The organism is Streptomyces sp. SID14515, from assembly GCF_010548505.1.
Lineage (GTDB): Bacteria > Actinomycetota > Actinomycetes > Streptomycetales > Streptomycetaceae > Streptomyces > Streptomyces caviscabies.
Map to the genome: position 1 here is coordinate 85,881 of NZ_JAAGMH010000115.1, position 20,797 is coordinate 106,677.

Consider the following 20,797-nt stretch of genomic DNA (forward strand, 5'->3'; position numbering starts at 1 on the left):
CGAAGGCCGGGCACGCGCAGGTGCCCGGCACCCCCGTGGGGCGCCGGGCACCTGCGCGGTTCCGCGGTCAGGCGCGGCCCGCGGTCTTCTGGGTCTTACGGGTGACGGAGTCGATGACGACCGTGGCGAGAAGCACGGCGCCGGTGACCATGTACTGGATCGGCGTGGCGATGCCCTCCAGCGACAGTCCGTACTGGATGGAGACGATGACCATGACGCCGAGCAGCGCGTTCCAGGTGCGGCCGCGGCCGCCGAAGAGGCTGGTGCCGCCGATGACGGCCGCCGCGATGACGTTCATCAGGAGGTCGCCGGTGCCGGAGCCCTGGTTGGCCGCCGCGATCTTGGAGGCCCAGAACAGGCCGCCGATCGCCGCGAAGGTGCCCGCGATGGAGAAGACGGAGATACGGATCGCGGTGACGTTGATGCCGGCGCGCCGGGAGGCCTCGACGCTGCCGCCGAGCGCGAAGATCTTCCGCCCGTAGGCCGTGCGGCGGAGCACGAAGTCAGTGCCGACCAGGACGATCAGGAAGAGGACCAGGGCGAGCGGCAGGCCGCGGTACTGGTTGAACATGTACGCGGCGGCGAAGGCGAACACCGCGAGGACGGCGGTGCGCACCACGATGTCGGCGATCGGGCGGGCCGGGATGCCGGCCGCCTCGCGGCGGCGGGTGTCCAGGAAGGCGGCGGCGAAGTAGCCGATGACCGCGATGGCGGCGAGCCCGTAGGCGGCGGCGACGTCGGTGAAGTAGTACGTGGTCAGCTTGCCGACCACCCCTTCGCCGTCCAGGTTGATCGTGCCGGAGTCACCGAGCAGCTGGAGCATGAAGCCGAGCCAGAACAGCAGGCCGGCCAGGGTGACGGCGAAGGCGGGCGCCCCGATCCGGGCGAAGAAGAAGCCGTGGATCGCGCCCATCACCGCACCGCTGACGATGGCGACGAGGATCGCCAGCCATTCGTTCAGGCCCTGGGTGACGCTGAGCACCGCGACGAGGGCGCCGGAGACACCGGAGACGGAGCCGACCGAGAGGTCGATCTCGCCGAGCAGCAGGACGAAGATGATGCCCACGGCCATCATGCCGGTGGCGACCATGGTGACCGCGATGTCGCTGATGTTCTTCGCGGAGAGGAACTCGGAGTTCATGCTCTGGAAGACGATGGCGATGATCGCGAGGCCGACGACCACCGGGATCGAGCCCAGGTCACCGCCGCTGATCTTGCGCTTGAACTCGGTGAGGTATCCGGCGAAGCCCTGCTCGCGGATGAGCAGCCGGGGGTCGACGACCGTGGCGGCGCCCTCGGCCGCGTCCGGGTTGCCGACCGGCGGCGTGTCCGCGACGGCCGTTCCCTTGTCCAGCGAGGTGCTGTTCTTGTCCACCGGGTTGGTGGTCTCGTCGGTGGTCACTTGGAAACCTCCGCGTTGCGCGCCGCACGTCGGGTCACGGCGTTGTCCGTGGCGCCCGTGATGGCGGAGATGATCTCTTCCTGGGAGGTGGTCTTCACATCGAAGACACCGTTGTTCCGGCCCAGCCGGAGCACGGCGACCTTGTCGGCGACGGCCTTCACATCGGCCATGTTGTGGCTGATGAGGATGACCGCGTGACCGCGCTCGCGCAGCCGCTCGACGAGGTCGAGGACCTGGGCGGTCTGCTCGACGCCGAGGGCGGCGGTCGGCTCGTCGAGGATGACGAGCTTGGGCTCGCCGAGCATCGACCGGGCGATGGCCACGGTCTGGCGCTGACCGCCGGAGAGCGAGGCGATCGGGATGCGGACGCTCGGGATGCGGATGGAGAGCGTGGAGAGCAGCTCACGGGAGCGGCGCTCCATCTCGACCTCGTTGAGGACGCCGAACCTGCGCAGCTCCCGGCCGAGGTAGAGGTTGCCGACGACATCGATGTTGTCGCACAGCGCGAGGTCCTGATAGACGGTCGCGACGCCGAGGTTCTGGGCGTCGTGCGGCTTGTCGATCTGCACGGCCCTGCCCTCCCACTCGATGACACCGTCATCGATGGGGTGCACTCCGGCGATCGTCTTGACCAGCGTTGATTTACCGGCGCCGTTGTCGCCCACCAGGGCGACCACCTCGCCGGCGTGGACCTCAAGCTCTACATCGGTGAGTACCTGTACGGCACCGAATCGCTTGGAGACCCCTCGCAACGCCAACACGGGCGTAGCGGACACATGAACCATCTCCTTCGCCGCCTGACCGGCGGGGATGCCGCACCCGGGGGAAGGCGCGGCGGTGTCGAGCAAAGAGAACAGATGAGGTGTGAGCGTTCCGTCCGGCGCCCCGCCCGGTAGCGGGACGGTTGGTGTGCGGGGCGCCGGACAGGCTTCGTGGCGCGCGCGGGCCGGTGTGCGGCACTCGCGGGCGCGGGCGGTGGGGCCGCTTCACCCTCCGCGCGGGCGCGGTGGGCGTTGCGGCGGGCGGGACCCGGCGGCTCGGGGGCGGGCCGGGTCCCGGGACGCTACTTCAGGCCGATCTTGTCGCAGGCGGCCTTGTACTTGGCCGTGCAGATCTCGTCCAGCGTCCAGATGCCGTCCTTGATGACGGTGTCCTGGATGTTGTCCTTGGTCAGCGAGACGACCGGGACGAGGACCGTCGGGATGCCCTTCGTGGTGGCGCTGTCGACCGTGGAGGTGGCGATGGAGTCGAGCTTCTCGCCCTTGGCGAGGGCGACGGCCATCTCCGCGGCGACGATGCCCTCGGCCGGGTAGGACTTGTAGACGCTCATGAACTGCTCACCGGAGACGATGCGCTGCACGCCCGCCAGCTCGGCGTCCTGGCCGGTGACCGGCGGGAGCGGCGAGAGGCCGGCGCCCTTGAGGGCGGTGATGATGCCGCCCGCCATGCCGTCGTTGGCGGAGTAGACGCCGTCGATCTTGTCCTTGCCGAGCGCGGTGATCGCCGCTTCCATGTTGGCGTTGGCGTTCTCCGGCTTCCACTCCTTGGTGTCGTACTCCTTGCCGTACTTCACCTTGCCGTCGAGGACGGACTTGGCGCCCTTCTTGAAGAGCGCGGCGTTCGGGTCGGTGATCGCGCCGTTCATCATCACGATCGTGCCGCCGTCGGCCTTGTCGCCCAGAGCCTCCAGCAGGGCGGTGCCCTGGGCCCGGCCGACCTCTTCGTTGTCGAAGGAGGTGTAGGCGTCGATGGGGCCCTCGGCGAGGCGGTCGAAGGCGACGACGGGGATGCCGGCGTCCTTGGCCTTCTTGACGCTGTTGGCGATCGCCTTGGAGTCGACCGAGCCCAGGATGAGGGCGTCGACCTTGTTGGTGATCATGGTGTCGACCTGCTGAGCCTGCGTGTTCGCATCCTGCTTGGCGTTGGCGTAGGTGACCTTCGCCTTGCCGTCGGTGAGCTCGTCGATCTTCTTCTCGATGATCGGCCGGTCGAACTTCTCGTAACGGGCCGTCTGGTTCTCGGGGAGGAGCAGACCTATCTTCAGGTCGTTGCCCTTCTTCTCCGAGCCCTGTTCGGCCTTGTCGCCGGACTCCTTGGCGCTCCCGCAAGCGGCCAGCGAGATCGCCATCGTGGTGGCGGCAACGGCAACGGCGGCACGACGCATACGCGTGTTCATTCTCGAACCTCCCTGACGAGGCCGCGACGTTGCGGCCGAGGTGGCTGGAAGTCAACTCGGCCGCAGCGTCAGCGTCAAGGAGTAAATCCTTAACGAGATGACAACGGTGCCATTCGTTATCTAAGTGAAGGCAGGAGTCGCTGCGGGGAGGGTGCTCTCCAAAAGGGTTGAATCCCCCATCTCGCTGAGCACCAGGGCGAGGGCGCCCAGCACTTCGGCACGGCCGCCGAGCGCGCCGGGGAGTACCGAGAGCTGCCGGGCGGCGCTGGGGATCGCGTAACGCGACACGGAGTCCCGTATGGGCCCCAGGACCAGCTCCCCGGCCTCCGCCAGCGAGCCGCCGAGCACCACCCGGCTGGGGTTGAGCAGATTGCACAGGTTGGCCACGCCGCTGCCTATGTGGCGGCCCACGTCCCCGATCACCCGGCGGCAGCCCGGATCGCCCTCCCGGGCCAGCTGCACCACCCGCTCCATGGTGAGCCCGGGGCCGTGGCTGGGCTGGAGCAGCGGCAGGACGTAGCGGGCGGCGGTGAAGGTCTCCAGGCAGCCGCGGTTGCCGCAGCGGCAGACCGGGCCCGACTCGTCGAGCGTGATGTGCCCGATCTCGCCGGCTGTGCCGCCGGGGCCCCGGTAGATGGTCCCGTCGATCACCAGACCGGCGCCGACACCGCTGGCCACCTTGATGTACGCGAGGTCCTTGACGCCCCGCCCGCTGCCCCAGACCAGCTCGCCGAGCGCCCCGAGGTTGGCGTCGTTGTCGACGTACACGGGCACGCCGAGGCGGCCGGAGAGCTCCTCGCTGGGGTTGATGCCCGTCCAGCCCGGCAGGATCGAGGTGGAGCCCAGCGTGCCGGACTCGACGTCGATGGGGCCGGGCACGCCGAGCCCGATGCCGATCACCTTGTCCGGGCCGATGCCGGTGGCCTCGATCAGCCGCTTGACCAGCACTTCCGCCCGGTCGAAGCCCTCCGCGGACGAGGCGTCGACGTCCAGCGGCTCGGACTCCTCGGCCAGCACCTGGTGGGCGAGGTTGCCGACGGCGACGCGCAGATGCGTATGGCCGAAGTCGACGCCGATGACGATGCCCGCGTCGCCGCTGAGCGAGACGCTGCGGGCCCGGCGGCCGCCCGCCGAGGTGGGGGTGACCTCGACCGTCCCGCCGTCCTTCAGCTCCCGGACGATATTGGAGACCGTGGCTGCGGAGAGCCCGGTGCTCCGGGCGATCTCCGCCTGGGTGAGCGATCCCGCCATCCGTACGGCGCGTACGACCCGCTCCAGATTGGCCCTGTGCAGCGATGTCTGCGACCCGGGAGTCTCCATCGACTCATCCACTCCTGCCCTTGGCGGGCGGTCCCTGAGGACCGCCCCGGCCGGGGCCGCAGCGATGAGACCCCGGCTTCCTCCAACATGTGAACTCTAAGCTGACCGTTTGGGGGTACCTCCCGTCAAGACCTGAGCGGGCAGGGGCTCATCCGCGCGCGGACGGCCCGGTGCCCCGGCGGGAAAATCCTCCGCCGGGGCACCGGGCCGTGTCCGGGATGTGACCTACTTCAGGGCGCCCGCCGTCAGACCGGAGACGACCTGGCGCTGGAAGATGATGTAGGCGGCCAGCACGGGCAGCATCGCGATCACCAGGCCGGCGAAGAGGCCGGAGTAGTCGCCCTTGTAGCCCTGGCTGGAGGCCAGCTCCACCAGGCCCTGGGCCAGCACCCGCTTCTCCGGGTCGGTGTTCAGCACCGTCGGCAGCATGTACTGGTTCCACTGCCCCAGGAAGTTGAAGATGCCGACGCTGATCAGGCCGGGCTTGGCCATCGGCAGCATGACCTGGAAGAACGTGCGAGTGTGCGAGGCCCCGTCGATGATCGACGCCTCCGCCACCGAGGTCGGCAGCGTACGGAAGAACGAGGTCAGGAAGAACACGGTGAACGGCAGCGAGTACGCGATGTACACGAGGATCAGGCCGTGGATCGTGTTCAGCAGCCCCATGTTGTCCATGACGTAGAACAGCGGGACCAGCGCCAGCATGATCGGGAAGCTCATGCCGCCGACGAACAAGAAGTAAATGAAGCGGTTGCCCGGGAACTCGAAGCGGGCGAGCACATAGGCGGCCATCGACCCGAGGACCAGGGTGCCGACGAGCGAACCGCCCACCACCAGGATGGTGTTCAGGAAGTACTCGCTCATATGGGCCTGGCTCCAGGCCCGGCCCCAGCTGTCGAAGTTCAGCGAACTCGGCAGCGACCACGGAGTGTTGAAGATGTCCGAGTCGGTCTTGAACGAGGACATCACCGCCCAGAACAGCGGCAGGACGACCATGATCGCCCAGAGCACGAGCATGCCGTGCGAGAAGACGTTGAGGACCTGGCCCTCGCTGCTCTTCGCGGGCTGCGGGGCGCCCTTGGCGACCGGACCGGTGCGCTGGGCCGGAACCCCGGCCGCGTCGGACAGGGGCCCGGTGGCGTCGGAGGGAGGGGTGTCAGTGGTCTTCATCAGAACTCCAGCCGCTCGCGCCGGCCCACCCGCATGACGATGGCGGCGAACGCCAGGGTCACGATGAGCAGGGCGACACCGATCGTGGTCGCGTAGCCCGCCTGTCCGTCACGGAACGCCGACTGGTAGACGTACAGCGGCAGGACGGTGGTCGAGTAGTCGGGCCCACCGGGACCGACGCTCATGATGTGGACGATGGCGAAGCCCTCGGCGCCGAGCGCCAGGATGCCCATGTAGACCCAGCCGGACTGGACCGTGTCCCACAGCAGGGGCAGCGTGATCCGGAAGAAGGTCGTGAAGCGGCTCGCCCCGTCCAGCAGGGCGGCTTCGTAGAAGTCCTTGGGGATGGAGGCCATGCCCGCGGAGAACAGCACCACGAAGAAGCCGGTCGTGCACCAGACGAGGACCGCCATGATGCACCACAGGGCCAGCTTCGGATCGCCCAGCCAGTCCGGTACGTCGCTGATCCCCACGGCCTTGAGCGTGCCGTTGATCATGCCCTGGGCCGGGTCGAAGGCGAACTGGAACAGGATGGCCACGATCGCGATCGAGAGCACCTGCGGGAAGAAGTACGCGATCTTGTAGAAGCCCGAGCCCCGCACGCCGGTGACGGCGGCGCCCTTGCGGCGCCGCCCGCCCACGTTGAGCATGAAGGCGAAGAAGAGCGCGAGCCCGAGCGTCACCAGCGGCAGCAGAACGGCCAGCAGCACACTGTGCTGCAGCGATTTCCAGAAGATGTCGTCGTCGAGCATCTTGGTGTAGTTGTCGAACCCGACCATCTTGAAGTCGGGACTCAGCCCCGTCCAGTCCGTGAACGAGTAGTAGATGGACTGGATGAAGGGCCAGATGACGAAGATGACGTACAACGCCATCGGGACCACCAAGAACCCGATTATGAACCGGTATTTACCGTGTTGCATCGTTACCGACTCCGACCTTCCCGTGCTGCCCGCCGCTGGTGACGCGTGGTCACTGGTGCTTGAAGTGCTTGATGGACTGGTCCTTGGCGGTCGCGTCGGCGAAGGCCTGGATCTTCTTGATGGTCTCGGCCGGCTTGGCGCGGCCGGCCATCATCTCGCCGAGCGCGGCGACACCGATCTGCTCCTTCTGGAGCTTCACGTACCAGTCCTGCAGGCGCGGGTTGACCACGTTGGTGCCGGCCTTCTCCAGCGCGGCGACACCGGACTTCAGGCCGTCGGAGAGCTCGATGCCGTCCGTGCCGCCGTTGAAGGCGGAGAGCGACTTGGTGCTCGTGGTGAAGGACTTGGAGGAGGCCTCGCTGAGCATGATGCGCAGCTGCTCCATGCCGCCCTCGGGGTTCTTCGCCTTGCTCGGGACGATGAACGGCTCGCCGCCGGACGCCCAGAGGGTGCCGAAGGGCATCTTGTCCGAGGAGTCGAGGCTGGAGGGAGCGCCCACGGACAGCTTGAAGTCCTTGGGGATGATCGCCGCTTCCTCGTTCTCGACCCAGGAGCCGTTCGGGATGAACAGCGCCTTGCCGCGGGCCCAGGCGCCCTGGGAACCGCGGTGGTCCAGGCCCGGGGTGCCCTTGAGGATGTAGTCCTTGGCGACGAGCTCGTAGTACGCCTCGAAGGCCGCCTTGACCGCGGGGTGCTCCCAGGCCTTCGGCTCCAGGTTGTCGATCGCGTCGAGGACCTCGACACCGCCGATCTTGGCGATGAAGGGGTACAGCGAGAAGGGGAGGTAGTAGGGGTGCTTGCCGGGGTAGGTCCAGCCGGCGATGCCCTCCTTCTTCGCCTTCGCGCAGAGCGCGAGCATGTCGTCCCAGGTCTCCGGGTACGTGGCGTCGAGCTTCTCCAGCGCGGTCTGCGAGTACCAGACGCCGTAGACCGTGTACGCGTAGTACATGATCCAGACCGGGTCGCCGTCGAACTGCCCCATCTCGACGATGCCCGGCCGCAGGGTGTCGCGGACCTTCTTGGCGGGGTCGTCGATGGAGGGGGCGTCGAGCAGCGGGGTCAGGTCGGTGAGCTGCTTCTTGCCGACCAGGACGCCCATGTCCATCTGCTGGGCGCCGGAGTTGTCGATCAGGTCCGGCGGGGTGCCACCGTTGAACCGCGGCTGAAGAACCGACTGGATCTTCTGCGTCGCGGAGAACTTGACCTTCGCCTCGGGGTAGGTCTTCTCGTAGACGGCCTTGGCGTCCTCGGCGTACTTCGTACCGAAGCCACCGTCGAAGATGACGATCTCCAGCGGTGCGCTGCCGTTGACGGCCAGCGGGTTCTTCTCGGTCTTTTCGCCCTTTTCGACCTTGTCGTCGCTGCTGCTGTCGCCGCTCGCGCAGGCGGACAGGAAGCTCATCGTCGGAACAGCGATCAGGCCGAGTGCGGCAGAACGCTTGATCAGATCGCGACGGCCAAGGCCCTCATTGTTGTGGGCGGAGGTGGATCCCATGCTCAAGTCCTCGCCTTCTCCAGGACTCAGGCGGTGTACCGGTCACCCGTAGAAAATTCGCCTCAGGCGAAGGGCCCCGCCACCGCGGTCAGTTGCGCTTGGGTCATGCGGATGTGCAGATGTACCGGACAGGTCCGGTGCAGTGAGGATGTCGGGAGACCGTACAGCGAGGACACCCCCGGCGTCCTCGCGACCGTCCCTGTTTCCCCCGTGCGCACGTCCGCGCGAAGCGGCCGTGCAGATGCCGACAGGTATAGTCCACTTGTCGCCAACTGAGCAAGATCGAAAGCAGGTTTGGGCGGCAGTCTTTCCCGAGTTGAGACCTCACGGATACCTCGGCACCGCACGCCCTCCCCCCGCGGCGGCTATTTCCCCATTCCGGCCGATTCGCCGACGACCCCTGCGGCAACACCCTTGACACGTCCTGTCACTTGGATCCCTACTGGACCTTGCATCCCGCTATGACAACGTTGTCCATGCATTTTCCCGGGGAGGAACGGCTCGGCATGCAGCCACCACGCGGCCTCAACCACGGCTCCGACAAGGCCCCTCACGCGGTCCCCCGCCCGGCCCCCCGCCGGAGACGGACCCCCACAGCAGCCGCCCTGGCGGCATCCCTCGCCCTCGTGGTGATCGCCCCCGCGGTCGCCACCGCCCAGCCCTCCGCACCGGACCGGAAGCCCTCCGGCGAGCGGACGTTCAGCAGCTCCTTCGAGGCGGACGAGAAGCAGCCGGACTGGCGCAACACCGTCGAGGAAGGCCCCGACGGCAAGCCCCGCTCCTCCGGCGTCGACGGAGGCTTCTCCTCCGGCATACCGGGCAATGTCACCGACCGGGTCACGGAGCTCCGCGCGAGCGCCGAGAACACCGCCGGCGGCGAGGTCAAGGAGAACCTCGTCGACGTCGAGCCGGGCTCCAAGTGGCTCACCTTCAAGCCCACCGGCTGGGTCGAGTTCGATCTGGACGAACCCGTCAAGGTCGTGACGTACGCCCTCACTTCGGCCAACGACCACGCCGAGCGCGACCCGAAGGACTGGACGCTCAAGGGCTCGGCGGACGGCAAGGAGTGGACCGACCTCGACACCCGCGGCGGCGAGACCTTCGCCAAGCGGCACGAGACGAAGAGCTACGACTTCGCGGGCGACACCGCCTACCGGCACTTCCGGCTGGAGATCACGAAGAACAACGGCGCGGCGGACGCGCTCCAGCTCGCCGACGTTCAGTTCTCGAACGGTGACGCCTCCGCGCCGGTGCCCGACGAGATGCGCAGCCAGCCCGACCGCGGCCCCTCCGGGTCGCCCACCGCGAAGTCGGGCGCGGGGTTCACCGGAAAGAAGGCACTGCGTTACGCGGGTACGCACACGCCCGACGGACGCGCCTACTCGTACAACAAGATCTTCGACGTGAACACGGCCGTCACCAAGGACACCGAGCTGTCCTACCTCGTCTACCCGCAGATGGGCGAGACGGATCTGAACTACCCGGCCACCCATGTCGCGGTGGACCTGGCCTTCACCGACGGCACCTACCTGAGCGAGCTGAAGGCCACCGACAGCCACGGCGGGCTGCTGACCCCGCAGGGCCAGGCGGACGCCAAGCGCCTCTACGTCAACCAGTGGAACAAGGTCGCCGCCCGCCTCGGCACGGTCGCCGCGGGCAAGACGGTCGACCGGATCCTGGTGGCGTACGACTCCCCCAAGGGCCCGGCGAAGTTCCAGGGCTGGATCGACGACATCACGATCGCCCCGAAGAAGCCCGAGAAGCGCAAGGCGCATCTGTCGGACTACGCGCTGACGACCCGCGGCACCAACTCCAGCGGCGGCTTCTCACGCGGTAACAACATTCCGGCCACGGCCGTCCCGCACGGCTTCAACTTCTGGACGCCGGTCACCAACGCGGGCACCACCAGCTGGCTGTACGACTACCACCGGGGCAACAACGAGGACAACCTCCCCACGCTCCAGGCCTTCGGCGCCAGCCATGAGCCGAGCCCCTGGATGGGCGACCGGCAGACCTTCCAGGTGATGCCGTCGGCCGCTTCCGGCACCCCGGACGCGTCCCGGACGGCCCGCGCGCTGCCGTTCCGGCACGAGAACGAGACGGCGACGCCGCACTACTACGGCGTCACGTTCGAGAACGGCCTCAAGGCCGAGATGACGCCGACCGACCACGCGGCCCGGATGCGGTTCACCTACCCGGGCAAGGACGCGAGCCTGGTCTTCGACAACGTCTCGAACGACGGCGGCATCACGCTGGACGCCGAGAACCGCTCCTTCTCCGGCTACACGGACGTCAAGAGCGGCCTGTCCACCGGCGCGACCCGGATGTTCGTGTACGGCGTATTCGACGCGCCGGTCACCGACAGCGGCAAGCTGAAGGGCGGCGGTGGCGACGACGTCACCGGGTTCTTCCGCTTCGACGCGGGCAAGGACCGCACGGTCAACCTCCGCCTGGCCACCTCGCTGATCGGCGTCGACCAGGCGAAGCAGAACCTGGCCATGGAGATCCCGGAGTCCACGTCCTTCCAGAAGGTGCAGCGCAAGGCGCAGAGCGCCTGGGACGACATCCTCGGGACGATCGAGGTCGAGGGCGCGAACGCGGACCAGCTGACCACGCTCTACTCCAGCCTCTACCGGCTCTACCTCTACCCGAACTCCGGCCACGAGAAGGTGAGGGGCAAGAACAAATACGCCAGCCCCTTCTCCAAGGCAACCGGCGAGGACACCCCGACGCAGACCGGCGCGAAGATCGTCGACGGCAAGGTGTACGTCAACAACGGCTTCTGGGACACCTACCGCACGACCTGGCCCGCCTACTCCTTCTTCTCCCCGAAGAAGGCCGGCGAGCTGGTGGACGGGTTCGTCCAGCACTACAAGGACGGCGGCTGGACCTCACGCTGGTCCTCCCCCGGCTACGCGGACCTGATGACCGGCACCAGCTCGGACGTGGCGTTCGCCGACGCGTACGTCAAGGGCGTGAAGTTCGACGCCGAGGCGGCGTACGACGCGGCGCTCAAGAACGCCACCGTGGCCCCGCCGTCCTCGGGCGTCGGCCGCAAGGGCCTGGAGACCTCGGTCTTCAAGGGTTACGCGAACACCGCCACCCACGAGGGCCTGTCCTGGTCGCTGGAGGGCTACGTCAACGACTACGGCATCGCCCGCATGGGTCAGGAGCTGTACGAGAAGACGAAGAAGGCGCGGTACAAGGAAGAGTCCGAGTACTTCATGAACCGGGCCCAGAAGTACGTCAAGCTCTTCGACGACAAGGCCGGGTTCTTCCAGGGCAAGAAGCCGAACGGCGACTGGCGCCTGCCCTCGGACGAGTACGACCCGCGCGTCTGGGGCTACGACTACACCGAGACCAACGGCTGGGGCTACGCCTTCACCGCCCCGCAGGACAGCCGGGGCCTGGCCAACCTGTACGGCGGCCGCGCGGGCCTGGGCAAGAAGCTGGACACGTACTTCTCGACGCCGGAGACGGCGGGCCCGGAGTTCGTCGGCAGCTACGGCGGGGTCATCCACGAGATGACCGAGGCGCGGGACGTGCGGATGGGCCAGTACGGGCACAGCAACCAGGTCGCCCACCACGCCACGTACATGTACAACGCGGCCTCGCAGCCGTACAAGACGCAGGAGAAGGTCCGCGAGGTCCTGAGCCGGCTGTACATCGGCAGCGAGATCGGGCAGGGCATCCACGGCGACGAGGACAACGGCGAGCAGTCGGCGTGGTTCCTCTTCTCCTCGCTCGGCTTCTACCCGCTGGTGATGGGCAGCGGGGAGTACGCGATCGGCTCGCCGCTCTTCAAGAAGGTGACCGTCCGGATGGACAACGGCCGCAAGCTGGTCGTGAAGGCGCCGAAGAACAGCGACAAGAACATCTACGTGCAGGGTGTGAAGGTCAACGGCAAGAAGTGGACCTCCACGGCGCTCCCGCACGACGTGCTGGCCAAGGGCGGCACGCTGGAGTTCGACATGGGCCCGAAGCCCTCGGCGTGGGGCACGGGCAAGGACGCGGCCCCGGTCTCGGTCCAGAAGGACGACAAGGTCCCGACGCCCAAGGGCGACGCGCTCAAGGGCGACGGCGCGCTGTTCGACGACACCTCGGCCACCTCGGCGACGGTCGAGTCGGTGGAGCTTCCGATCGACGGCTCAGCCTCGGCCACGAAGGGCGTCCAGTACACGCTGACCTCGGCGGCGGCCGACAAGGCCCCGAAGGGCTGGACGCTCCAGGGTTCGACGGACGGGAAGAAGTGGACGGACATCGACCGCCGCTCGGGCCAGTCGTTCGCCTGGGACAAGCAGACCCGGGTGTTCTCGGTGGACAGGCCCGGCTCGTACACGAAGTACCGGCTGGTGCTGACGGGTTCGGCGACGCTCGCGGAGGTGGAGCTGCTCTCCTGATCCGTACGCGGTGAGCGCAGGCGGCCGGCGTCCCCGTGGCGGGACGCCGGCCGTCGGCGTTTCAGCGGTTCTGGCTCGGTGCTTCCTGGAGGCTCTCGGGCAGGGCGAGGTTCAGGGCGACGACGACCGGCCGGCCGTGTTCGGTGCCGAGCCGGGAGACGGCGCCGGTGGCGAGCTGGAAGAGCCGTCCCTCGGCCGGGGTCAGGCCGAGGTAGCGGGCGGTGAGGACGCGCAGGAAGTGCGAGTGGGCGACGAGCGCGATGTCCCCGTCCCCGATCTGGTCGGCGGCCGAGCTGACGCCCGCGAGCACCTGGTCGGCCCGTTGCCCGATCTCGGCGGGGCTCTCGCCCGGGTGCTCCGGGTCGCCGGGGTCGACGCCGTCGGTCCACAGGTTCCAGAAGGGCCGGGTGCGGCGGATCTCCCGGGTGGTGACGCCCTCGTACCCGCCGTAGTCCCACTCCCGCAGCTCGGGGGTGACCCGGGGATCGGTGAGTCCGGCCAGTTCGGCGGTGCGGCGGGCCCGGATCATCGGGCTGACGAGCGTGAGCTCGATGTTCCGGTCGGCCAGCAGCGGGACGAGCGCGCGGGCCTGGCGCTCGCCGACGTCGGTGAGGGGGAGGTCGGTGTAGCTCGTGTGCTGCCCGGAGCGGGACCACTCGGTCTCGCCGTGCCGGATGAGGATCAGCTCGCCCATGGGGTCCGTTCGCTTTCCGTACGGTGGTGCCGGTGAGGACCGCGGGTCCGGGTCCCCGGCCCACGATCGCACCCGGGAGCGGCGGGGAGCCGGAGGCACGTACGGTTGGGCCTTCACCTGATCCATTTCCCGTGGGGGGACCTCATGTCCGACGCCTTTCCGCCTCCGCCGCCCGAACCGGAGCCGCAGGCACCGCAGCAGCCCGCGTCCACACCGCCGCCCTCGCCGTGGGCGCCGCCCGCCGCACCGCCGCGGGGAGAACGGCGTACGGGACTGATCGTGACGTTGTCGCTGATCGGCGGGCTCGTCGTCACCGGTGCGACGGCCGCCCTGGTCTACGCGTTCCTGCAGGAGGCCTCGGAGTCCTTCGCCCGGGCCGAGGACCGGGTGACGTCGCGGTACGACACGATGGGGCCGGAAGACGGCGAGGGCTGGGAGGAGTTCGAAGAGCTGGAGGACTCCGAGGACTTCGGGGAGTTCGAGGAGCCGGGGGCCGATGAGCCGCCGGCCGAGAAGGACGCCACGATCACGAAGTGCACGCGGGACTCCCTGATCAACTGGATGTCCGCCGACATAAAGATCGTGAACGGGAGCGCGAGCCCGGCGTCCTACGTCGTCTTCGTCTCGTTCGTGGACCGTGACGGTGACGTGGTGACCGAGGGCCTCGGGGTCACGGAGGACGACGTCGCCCCCGGCGCGACGGCCAAGGTCGAGGCCCAGGGCCTCGGCGAGGTGCCGGCGGGCACGAAGTGCCGGATCGACCGGGTCGAGCGGCAGGCGATGACCGGCTGATCCGAGGGGCCTGCACGGCGGAAGGGCCGCACCCCGGGAAGTCCCGGGATGCGGCCCTCACTGCTCTCGCCGGACCGCCTACTTGCGGATCAGGCTGCGGAGCACGTACTGCAGGATGCCGCCGTTGCGGTAGTAGTCCGCCTCGCCGGGGGTGTCGATACGGACGACGCCGTCGAACTCCACACCGGTGTCGGTGGTGACCTTGACCGTGCGCGGGGTGGTGCCGTTGTTCAACTCGGTGACGCCGGTGAAGGAGAAGGTCTCCTCGCCGGTGAGGCCGAGGGTCTCGGCGGTCTGGCCCTCGGGGAACTGGAGCGGGAGGACGCCCATGCCGATGAGGTTCGAGCGGTGGATGCGCTCGTAGGACTCGGCGATGACGGCCTTGACGCCGAGGAGCGCGGTGCCCTTGGCGGCCCAGTCGCGGGACGAGCCGGAGCCGTACTCCTTGCCCGCGAGGATCGCGAGCGGGGTGCCGGCGGCCTGGTAGTTCTGCGAGGCGTCGTAGATGAACGACACCGGGCCGTCTTCCTGGGTGAAGTCGCGGGTGTAGCCGCCCTCGGTGCCCGGCGCGATCTGGTTGCGCAGGCGGATGTTGGCGAACGTGCCGCGGATCATGACCTCGTGGTTACCACGGCGCGAGCCGTAGGAGTTGAAGTCACGGCGCTCGATGCCGTGCTCGCTGAGGTACTTGCCGGCCGGGGTGTCGGCCTTGATGGCGCCGGCCGGGGAGATGTGGTCGGTGGTGACCGAGTCGCCGAGCTTGGCGAGCACCCGGGCGCCGGTGATGTCCTCGACCGGGGTCGTCTCCATCGTCATGCCCTCGAAGTAAGGGGGCTTGCGCACGTAGGTGGACTCGGCGTCCCACTCGAAGGTGTTGCCGGTCGGGATCGGCAGCGCCTGCCACTGGGCGTCGCCCGCGAAGACGTCCTGGTAGGACTTGTTGAACATGTCCTCGCCGATGGCGTTCGCCACGACGTCGTTGACCTCGGCCTCGGAGGGCCAGATGTCGGTCAGGTAGACCGGCTTGCCGTCCTGGTCGACGCCGAGGGCGTCCTTGGTGATGTCGACCTTCATCGAACCGGCGATGGCGTACGCGACGACCAGCGGCGGGGACGCCAGGTAGTTCATCTTGACGTCGGGGTTGATCCGGCCCTCGAAGTTGCGGTTGCCGGAGAGCACCGAGGTGACCGCGAGGTCGTTCTCGTTGACCGCCTTGGAGACCTCCTCCGGCAGCGGGCCGGAGTTGCCGATGCAGGTGGTGCAGCCGTAGCCGACGAGGTTGAAGCCGACCTTGTCGAGGTACGGGGTCAGGCCGGCCTTGTCGAAGTAGTCGGTGACGACCTTCGAGCCCGGGGCGAGGGTGGTCTTGACCCACGGCTTGCGGGTCAGGCCCTTCTCGACGGCCTTCTTCGCCACGAGCGCGGCGGCGACCATGACGTAGGGGTTCGAGGTGTTGGTGCAGGAGGTGATCGCGGCGACGGTGACGGCGCCGTGGTCGATCTCGTACGTGGAGCCGTCGGGGGCCGTGACCGTGGTCGGCTTCGACGGGACGCCGTTGGAGGTGGCCGGGGAGTCGGAGGCCGGGAAGGACTCCTTGCCCGCCTCCTCGTCGTCGGTGACGTAGTTGCGGACGTCCCTCGCGAACTGCTCCTTGGCGTTCGCGAGGACGATGCGGTCCTGCGGGCGCTTCGGGCCGGCGATGGAGGGGACGACCGTGGCGAGGTCGAGCTCCAGCTTCTCGGAGAAGTCGGGCTCGGCGGCCGGGTCCAGCCAGAGGCCCTGCTCCTTGGCGTACGCCTCGACGAGGGCGACCTGCTGCTCGTCGCGGCCGGTCAGGCGCAGGTACTTCAGCGTCTCGTCGTCGATCGGGAAGATCGCGGCGGTGGAGCCGAACTCCGGCGACATGTTGCCGATGGTGGCGCGGTTGGCCAGCGAGGTGGCGGCGACGCCCTCACCGTAGAACTCGACGAACTTGCCGACGACGCCGTGCTTGCGGAGCATCTCGGTGATGGTCAGCACGAGGTCGGTGGCGGTGGTGCCGGCCGGGAGCTCGCCGGTCAGCTTGAAGCCGACGACGCGCGGGATGAGCATGGAGACCGGCTGGCCGAGCATCGCGGCCTCGGCCTCGATGCCGCCGACGCCCCAGCCCAGCACGCCGAGGCCGTTGACCATGGTGGTGTGCGAGTCGGTGCCGACGAGGGTGTCGGGGTACGCCTGGCCGTTGCGGACCATGACCGTACGCGCCAGGTGCTCGATGTTCACCTGGTGGACGATGCCGGTGCCCGGGGGGACGACCTTGAACTCGTCGAAGGCGGTCTGGCCCCAGCGCAGGAACTGGTAGCGCTCCTTGTTGCGGCCGTACTCCAGCTCGACGTTCTGGCCGAAGGCTTCCTTGGTGCCGAACTTGTCGGCGATGACGGAGTGGTCGATGACCAGCTCGGCCGGGGCCAGCGGGTTGATCTTCGCCGGGTCCCCGCCGAGCTCCTTGACGGCCTCACGCATGGTGGCGAGGTCCACGACACACGGCACGCCGGTGAAGTCCTGCATGATCACGCGGGCCGGCGTGAACTGGATCTCCTGGCTGGGCTGCGCCTGGGAGTCCCAGCCGCCGATGGCCCGGATGTGGTCGGCGGTGATGTTCGCGCCGTCCTCGGTGCGGAGCAGGTTCTCCAGCAGGACCTTCAGGCTGTACGGGAGGCGCGCGGAGCCCTCTACCTTGTCCAGCTTGAAGATCTCGTACGACTCGTCGCCCACGCGCAGCGTGCTGCGGGCGTCGAAGCTGTTCGCCGACACGACAGTCTCCTTCTTCAATGTGCGCGTCTACCGCGCCGCGCCTCATTGGCAGCCGGCGCCGCGTTTTGCCACCTACGGCCCCGGCCATCCGCTAAGGTAAGGCTTAGTTAGGTAACCCTTACCGGGCGGCGGCTGTGGTGCGCCTCGGCAGATATCTCGATGTCGAGATAACTCTAGTACATAGCCGCCGCTCGGTCATGCCCAGGTGCCCCTGACCTCTCGCGGCGAAGATTGAGTGATCGTTCGAGGCTGACCGCCCGAGGGGGCGGCGGGGGAAGCCCGTACGCGCGTGAGGCGACCCTGCGCCGAGCCGACGAGCGGACCGCGGAAGCGTTCGCCCCTGGGGTGTGTCAGGGGTTCCGACCCATCACCGGCGGCTGCACGCGGAAGTGCCGCCCCTCCTGGGTATCGCCTTCCCGCATCCCCGGTTACGGCGTTCGATCATCCCGTGTCAGCCCCCTTGGCTAGGGTTTTACCAACGGTGACGCCAAGACGGGACAGAAACGAGGAGATGGTGGCAGCCGACTACAAGTTCGACGTCTTCATCGCGTTCGCGCCAGAGGACTCAGGGACCCAACGAACCGTCAGACGCATCCTGCACGAGGCGAACGTGCGCACAGAAGCCGTCTACGGCGAGTCCGCGCTGGACCTCGACCCCGAACGGATGCGTCTCTGCCGCAACTTCCTCCTGCTCGCCACGCCGAGCTCCGACGCATCGAGGTACGTCCACGATCAAGTCGACCACTGGCGAGAGCACCGCGGCATGCGGTCCTTCCACGTCCTCGACGTCCCGGGATCGCACAGGGCCTCCAACAGCCGGCCCGGCTTCCCGGGCGTCGGCCGATTCGGCCCACAGGACGAGAAACCCGCGGCGATATGGGAATTCGCCACCCTCCACAGCCCGGAAGGCGTAAGAAAACTGGCTTCCGCGCTCACCACCGGACGGATGCCCGGGCCGGAAGAGGCCGCGCCGGGCGCCGCTCCGCGCTCAGCCCCCGGAACCCGCTCGCGGCGACGGCGAACCCTTCTCGGCGCGCTGGCCGGCGCCCTTCTCCTGGCGCTGCTGACCATCGCCTGGATCAGCACCCGAAGCCTCCTCGAAAGCCACCAGGACAGCGGGCTGGGCCCCACCGACGCGCCCGCCGCGGTCGCCTCCATCGTCAGCGTCGGAACCGTCATCGGCGTACTCATCGGTGGAATCCTCGCTGGCCTCGCCAAGCTCATCCAAGCCCTCGGCCAAAAGGACGCCGAGCTCGTCCGCGCGAAGGCGGAGCTGCTCCGAGCGGAAGCGGACATGGTCCGCGCCAGAAGAGGACTCCCCCCGGCCGACGGTCCCGCCCCCATCGCCCTCCCGGCCCCTGGCGATGCGGAACAGCCGGCCGGACAAACAGCCCTCTGAAGCCGGGACCGAGCTGTTTCCCACCTGACGGGTTGCGGGAATCAGCTCACTGGCGGCCCCGAGTCCTCGGGGCGCGAAGGGCCGGCGGTCAACCGGACGGGGTGGCCGAGGACCACTCGGCGAACCATTGCTCGGCACCGTAGGCCTCGAACCGCTCCACCTCGACGAACCCCAGCTTCTCCGCGAGGCGCATCGAGCGGACGTTGGCGGTCTGGGTGGCGAGCACCACCGGCTCGCCGGGCTGCGCGCCGGCGAACCAGCCGAGCACCGCGGCGCACGCCTCGGCGGCGTACCCGTGTCCCCACGTCTGCGGCAGGAAGAGGTAGCCGAGCTCAGCCCTCCCGGCGGCCTGGCGAAGGTGTCCTGAATCGCTGGTGAGCGCGACCTGGCCGATCATCGCTCCGTCGAGATCGACCACGAAGAGGCCGGAACGCCGGGCGGGCGCCCCGGGTATCGCGCGCTCGAGCTCGTCACGCGGTCGCGGGCCGCCCAGAAAGGCGTTCACCTCCGGCGAGGCCAGCAGCTCGATGTACGCCGCACGGTCCCGGGCCTCGGGCTCGCGGAGCAGGAGGCGCTCGGTCTCGATCGGGGCAGGCGGCCAGAGGACGGATCCGAGTTCAGGCATGGCGGGCAACCTATCGCAGGCCGGTGCGAGCGGCCCGAAGGGGAAGTCCAACCCCGGCGGAACGACCGGTTGTCGCTGCGGCACTGTCCGAAGGACGTGGTGGAGGCGACCACCTGGTCCGGCTCGCCTTCAACACCCCGCCCGCCGCCCGGATCAGTCGAGACAGAACTCGTTGCCCTCGATGTCCTGCATCACGAGGCAGGACTCGTTCTCCTCGTCGGCGAGCAGCAGTTCCAAGCGCGTCGCGCCGAGCGGAAGCAGCCGCGCGCATTCGGCCTCCAGTACGGCGAGGCGCTCCTCGCCCACCAGCCCGGTGCCGACCCGTACGTCGACGTGCACACGGTTCTTGACGACCTTGCCCTCGGGAACGCGCTGGAAGTACATCCGCGGGCCCACCCCGGAGGGGTCCTGGCAGACGGCGCCCGCGTCCCGCTTCTCGGGCGGCAGAGAGAGCTCGTACTCGTCCCACGTGGCGAATCCCTCCGGCACCGGCGGAAGGACGTACCCCAGCACCTCGCACCAGAAGCGGGCGACACGCCAGGGTGACGCGCAGTCGAAGGTGATCTGGACCTGCTTGATCGATGGCATCGGGCCAGCCTAGTGGCGCACCGCTCGCCGGGTCCCGGGATTTTTTTCGCCTGCCCGGCCCGCACCCGATCCGACTTGCCTGCCAGGAAAGCCGAAGGTAACTTTCCCAGTAGGAAAGCCGGGCAACCGTCAGGGAGGGCGACGACCGTGAGCACACCGGTGGATGCCGAACAGGCATGGAACGACCTGCAGCGCATCCGCGTACCGCAGGAGCGGGTCTACGACGAGATCGAGCGGAGCGCGTCCGGCGGGCCCCGCGCCGCCTGGACCACGGCCGCGATCATGTGGGTCTTCCTCGCCGGCCTGGGCCTGGACCTGCCCCCGTGGGGCGTCGGGCTGTTCGTCGCCGTGTACACCGCGCTGCTCATCGCGCTCGCCGTGCGCCACGGCCGTCGGAGCCGGGTGCGGCTGCACCACTCCCGCTGCACCGGGCGGATGTTCCTCACCTTCGCAGCGGGGGCGGTGGTGACCGCCGGGACGACCCTGGTGGCCGGCTTCCTGACCGGGCCGCTGGAGCCGATGCTCGCGAGCCTGGTCCAGGCCACGGTCACGGCGGGCGTGTTCCTCGTGTTCGTCGGGCCGGCGAGCCGCTGGGCGACGGACTCGTTGCGGAGCGGCGGCGGACAGGACGCGTCGCGAGGCGGCGGGCGGGCGGCCCACGAGGAGGCCGGCCGATGAGCACCCCCGCCGGCTTCGACGAGCTGATCCACCCCGCCACCCGGCTGTCGGTGATCGCGCTGCTCGCCCCGGCCGAATGGGCGGACTTCGCGTTCGTCCGCGACAGCCTCTCGCTCAGCGACTCCGCTCTCTCCAAGCAACTGCACACCCTGGAAGAGGCCGGCTACCTGGAGATCCACAAGGAGGGCGGCGGCCGCAAGCGGCGTACGAAGGTGCGGCTGACGGAACGCGGCCGCACCGCCTTCGAGGGACATGTCGCGGCGCTCCGGGCGATCGTCGAGCGCGCGAGCCCGGCGGCGACGGCCGAGGAACGGCAGCACCACGCGGAGGCTGGCCGATGACGGC

16 protein-coding genes are annotated in these 20,797 nt (G+C 68.7%); 5 read left to right on the forward strand and 11 right to left on the reverse strand.

The features are described 5' to 3' along the window. Nucleotides 1-67 precede the first annotated feature (67 nt). From G3I54_RS27250 to ngcE, 7 genes are all read right to left on the reverse strand, one after another. On the reverse strand, nt 68-1,402 hold the full coding sequence (locus G3I54_RS27250; protein ID WP_343240428.1) for a sugar ABC transporter permease: 1,335 nt from the start codon (nt 1,400-1,402) through the stop codon (nt 68-70). Then, nucleotides 1,399-2,187 carry an ATP-binding cassette domain-containing protein gene (locus G3I54_RS27255; protein ID WP_030079750.1) on the reverse strand — a complete coding sequence of 263 codons (789 nt, stop codon included), beginning with the start codon at nt 2,185-2,187 and terminating at the stop codon, nt 1,399-1,401. Before G3I54_RS27255 ends, G3I54_RS27250 begins: the two co-directional genes overlap by 4 nt. A gap of 278 nt (nt 2,188-2,465) precedes the next feature. Next, a complete protein-coding gene (locus G3I54_RS27260) occupies nt 2,466-3,578 on the reverse strand; it encodes a sugar ABC transporter substrate-binding protein (RefSeq protein ID WP_164618102.1) in 1,113 nt (370 codons plus the stop codon). Nucleotides 3,579-3,698: 120 nt separating this feature from the next. Beyond that, nucleotides 3,699-4,898, reverse strand: coding sequence for an ROK family transcriptional regulator (locus tag G3I54_RS27265; RefSeq protein ID WP_030079755.1), 1,200 nt, complete (start codon nt 4,896-4,898; stop codon nt 3,699-3,701). Between the two features lie 225 nt (nt 4,899-5,123). After that, nucleotides 5,124-6,068, reverse strand: a complete 945-nt coding sequence (locus G3I54_RS27270) for a carbohydrate ABC transporter permease (RefSeq protein WP_164618104.1) — start codon at nt 6,066-6,068, stop codon at nt 5,124-5,126. Next, nucleotides 6,068-6,988, reverse strand: a complete 921-nt coding sequence (locus G3I54_RS27275; RefSeq protein ID WP_164618106.1) for a sugar ABC transporter permease — start codon at nt 6,986-6,988, stop codon at nt 6,068-6,070. The genes G3I54_RS27270 and G3I54_RS27275 overlap by 1 nt, the downstream gene beginning before the upstream one ends. A gap of 49 nt (nt 6,989-7,037) precedes the next feature. Next, nucleotides 7,038-8,483: an N-acetylglucosamine/diacetylchitobiose ABC transporter substrate-binding protein gene (ngcE, locus tag G3I54_RS27280; protein WP_164618108.1), complete on the reverse strand. Its 1,446-nt coding sequence runs from the start codon at nt 8,481-8,483 to the stop codon at nt 7,038-7,040. A 506-nt stretch (nt 8,484-8,989) separates the two neighbouring features. On the opposite strand from ngcE, the gene G3I54_RS27285 reads away from it, so the two are divergent. Next, entirely contained in the window at nt 8,990-12,883 is a 3,894-nt protein-coding gene (locus G3I54_RS27285; protein ID WP_164618110.1) for a GH92 family glycosyl hydrolase, read from the forward strand. Between the two features lie 61 nt (nt 12,884-12,944). On the opposite strand, the gene G3I54_RS27290 is transcribed toward G3I54_RS27285, so the two are convergent. Further along, a complete protein-coding gene (locus tag G3I54_RS27290; protein WP_164618112.1) occupies nt 12,945-13,577 on the reverse strand; it encodes a histidine phosphatase family protein in 633 nt (210 codons plus the stop codon). Between the two features lie 144 nt (nt 13,578-13,721). Here G3I54_RS27290 and G3I54_RS27295 point away from each other — a divergent pair, with 144 nt between their 5' ends. Then, nucleotides 13,722-14,369 carry a hypothetical protein gene (locus G3I54_RS27295; RefSeq protein WP_164618114.1) on the forward strand — a complete coding sequence of 216 codons (648 nt, stop codon included), beginning with the start codon at nt 13,722-13,724 and terminating at the stop codon, nt 14,367-14,369. A gap of 78 nt (nt 14,370-14,447) precedes the next feature. On the opposite strand, the gene acnA is transcribed toward G3I54_RS27295, so the two are convergent. Further along, a complete protein-coding gene (gene acnA / locus G3I54_RS27300) occupies nt 14,448-17,162 on the reverse strand; it encodes an aconitate hydratase AcnA (RefSeq protein WP_164618116.1) in 2,715 nt (904 codons plus the stop codon). 511 nt (nt 17,163-17,673) lie between these two features. On the opposite strand from acnA, the gene G3I54_RS27305 reads away from it, so the two are divergent. Continuing rightward, nucleotides 17,674-18,561 carry a hypothetical protein gene (locus G3I54_RS27305; protein ID WP_164618119.1) on the forward strand — a complete coding sequence of 296 codons (888 nt, stop codon included), beginning with the start codon at nt 17,674-17,676 and terminating at the stop codon, nt 18,559-18,561. Nucleotides 18,562-18,649: 88 nt separating this feature from the next. On the opposite strand, the gene G3I54_RS27310 is transcribed toward G3I54_RS27305, so the two are convergent. Both G3I54_RS27310 and G3I54_RS27315 read right to left on the reverse strand, forming a co-directional pair. Beyond that, nucleotides 18,650-19,186, reverse strand: coding sequence for a GNAT family N-acetyltransferase (locus G3I54_RS27310; protein WP_164618120.1), 537 nt, complete (start codon nt 19,184-19,186; stop codon nt 18,650-18,652). Between the two features lie 153 nt (nt 19,187-19,339). Beyond that, nucleotides 19,340-19,774, reverse strand: a complete 435-nt coding sequence (locus G3I54_RS27315) for a VOC family protein (protein ID WP_164618122.1) — start codon at nt 19,772-19,774, stop codon at nt 19,340-19,342. A gap of 147 nt (nt 19,775-19,921) precedes the next feature. On the opposite strand from G3I54_RS27315, the gene G3I54_RS27320 reads away from it, so the two are divergent. Further along, nucleotides 19,922-20,452, forward strand: coding sequence for a hypothetical protein (locus G3I54_RS27320; protein ID WP_343240429.1), 531 nt, complete (start codon nt 19,922-19,924; stop codon nt 20,450-20,452). Next, nucleotides 20,449-20,793: a transcriptional regulator gene (locus tag G3I54_RS27325; RefSeq protein WP_164618124.1), complete on the forward strand. Its 345-nt coding sequence runs from the start codon at nt 20,449-20,451 to the stop codon at nt 20,791-20,793. The genes G3I54_RS27320 and G3I54_RS27325 overlap by 4 nt, the downstream gene beginning before the upstream one ends. Nucleotides 20,794-20,797: the final 4 nt, after the last annotated feature.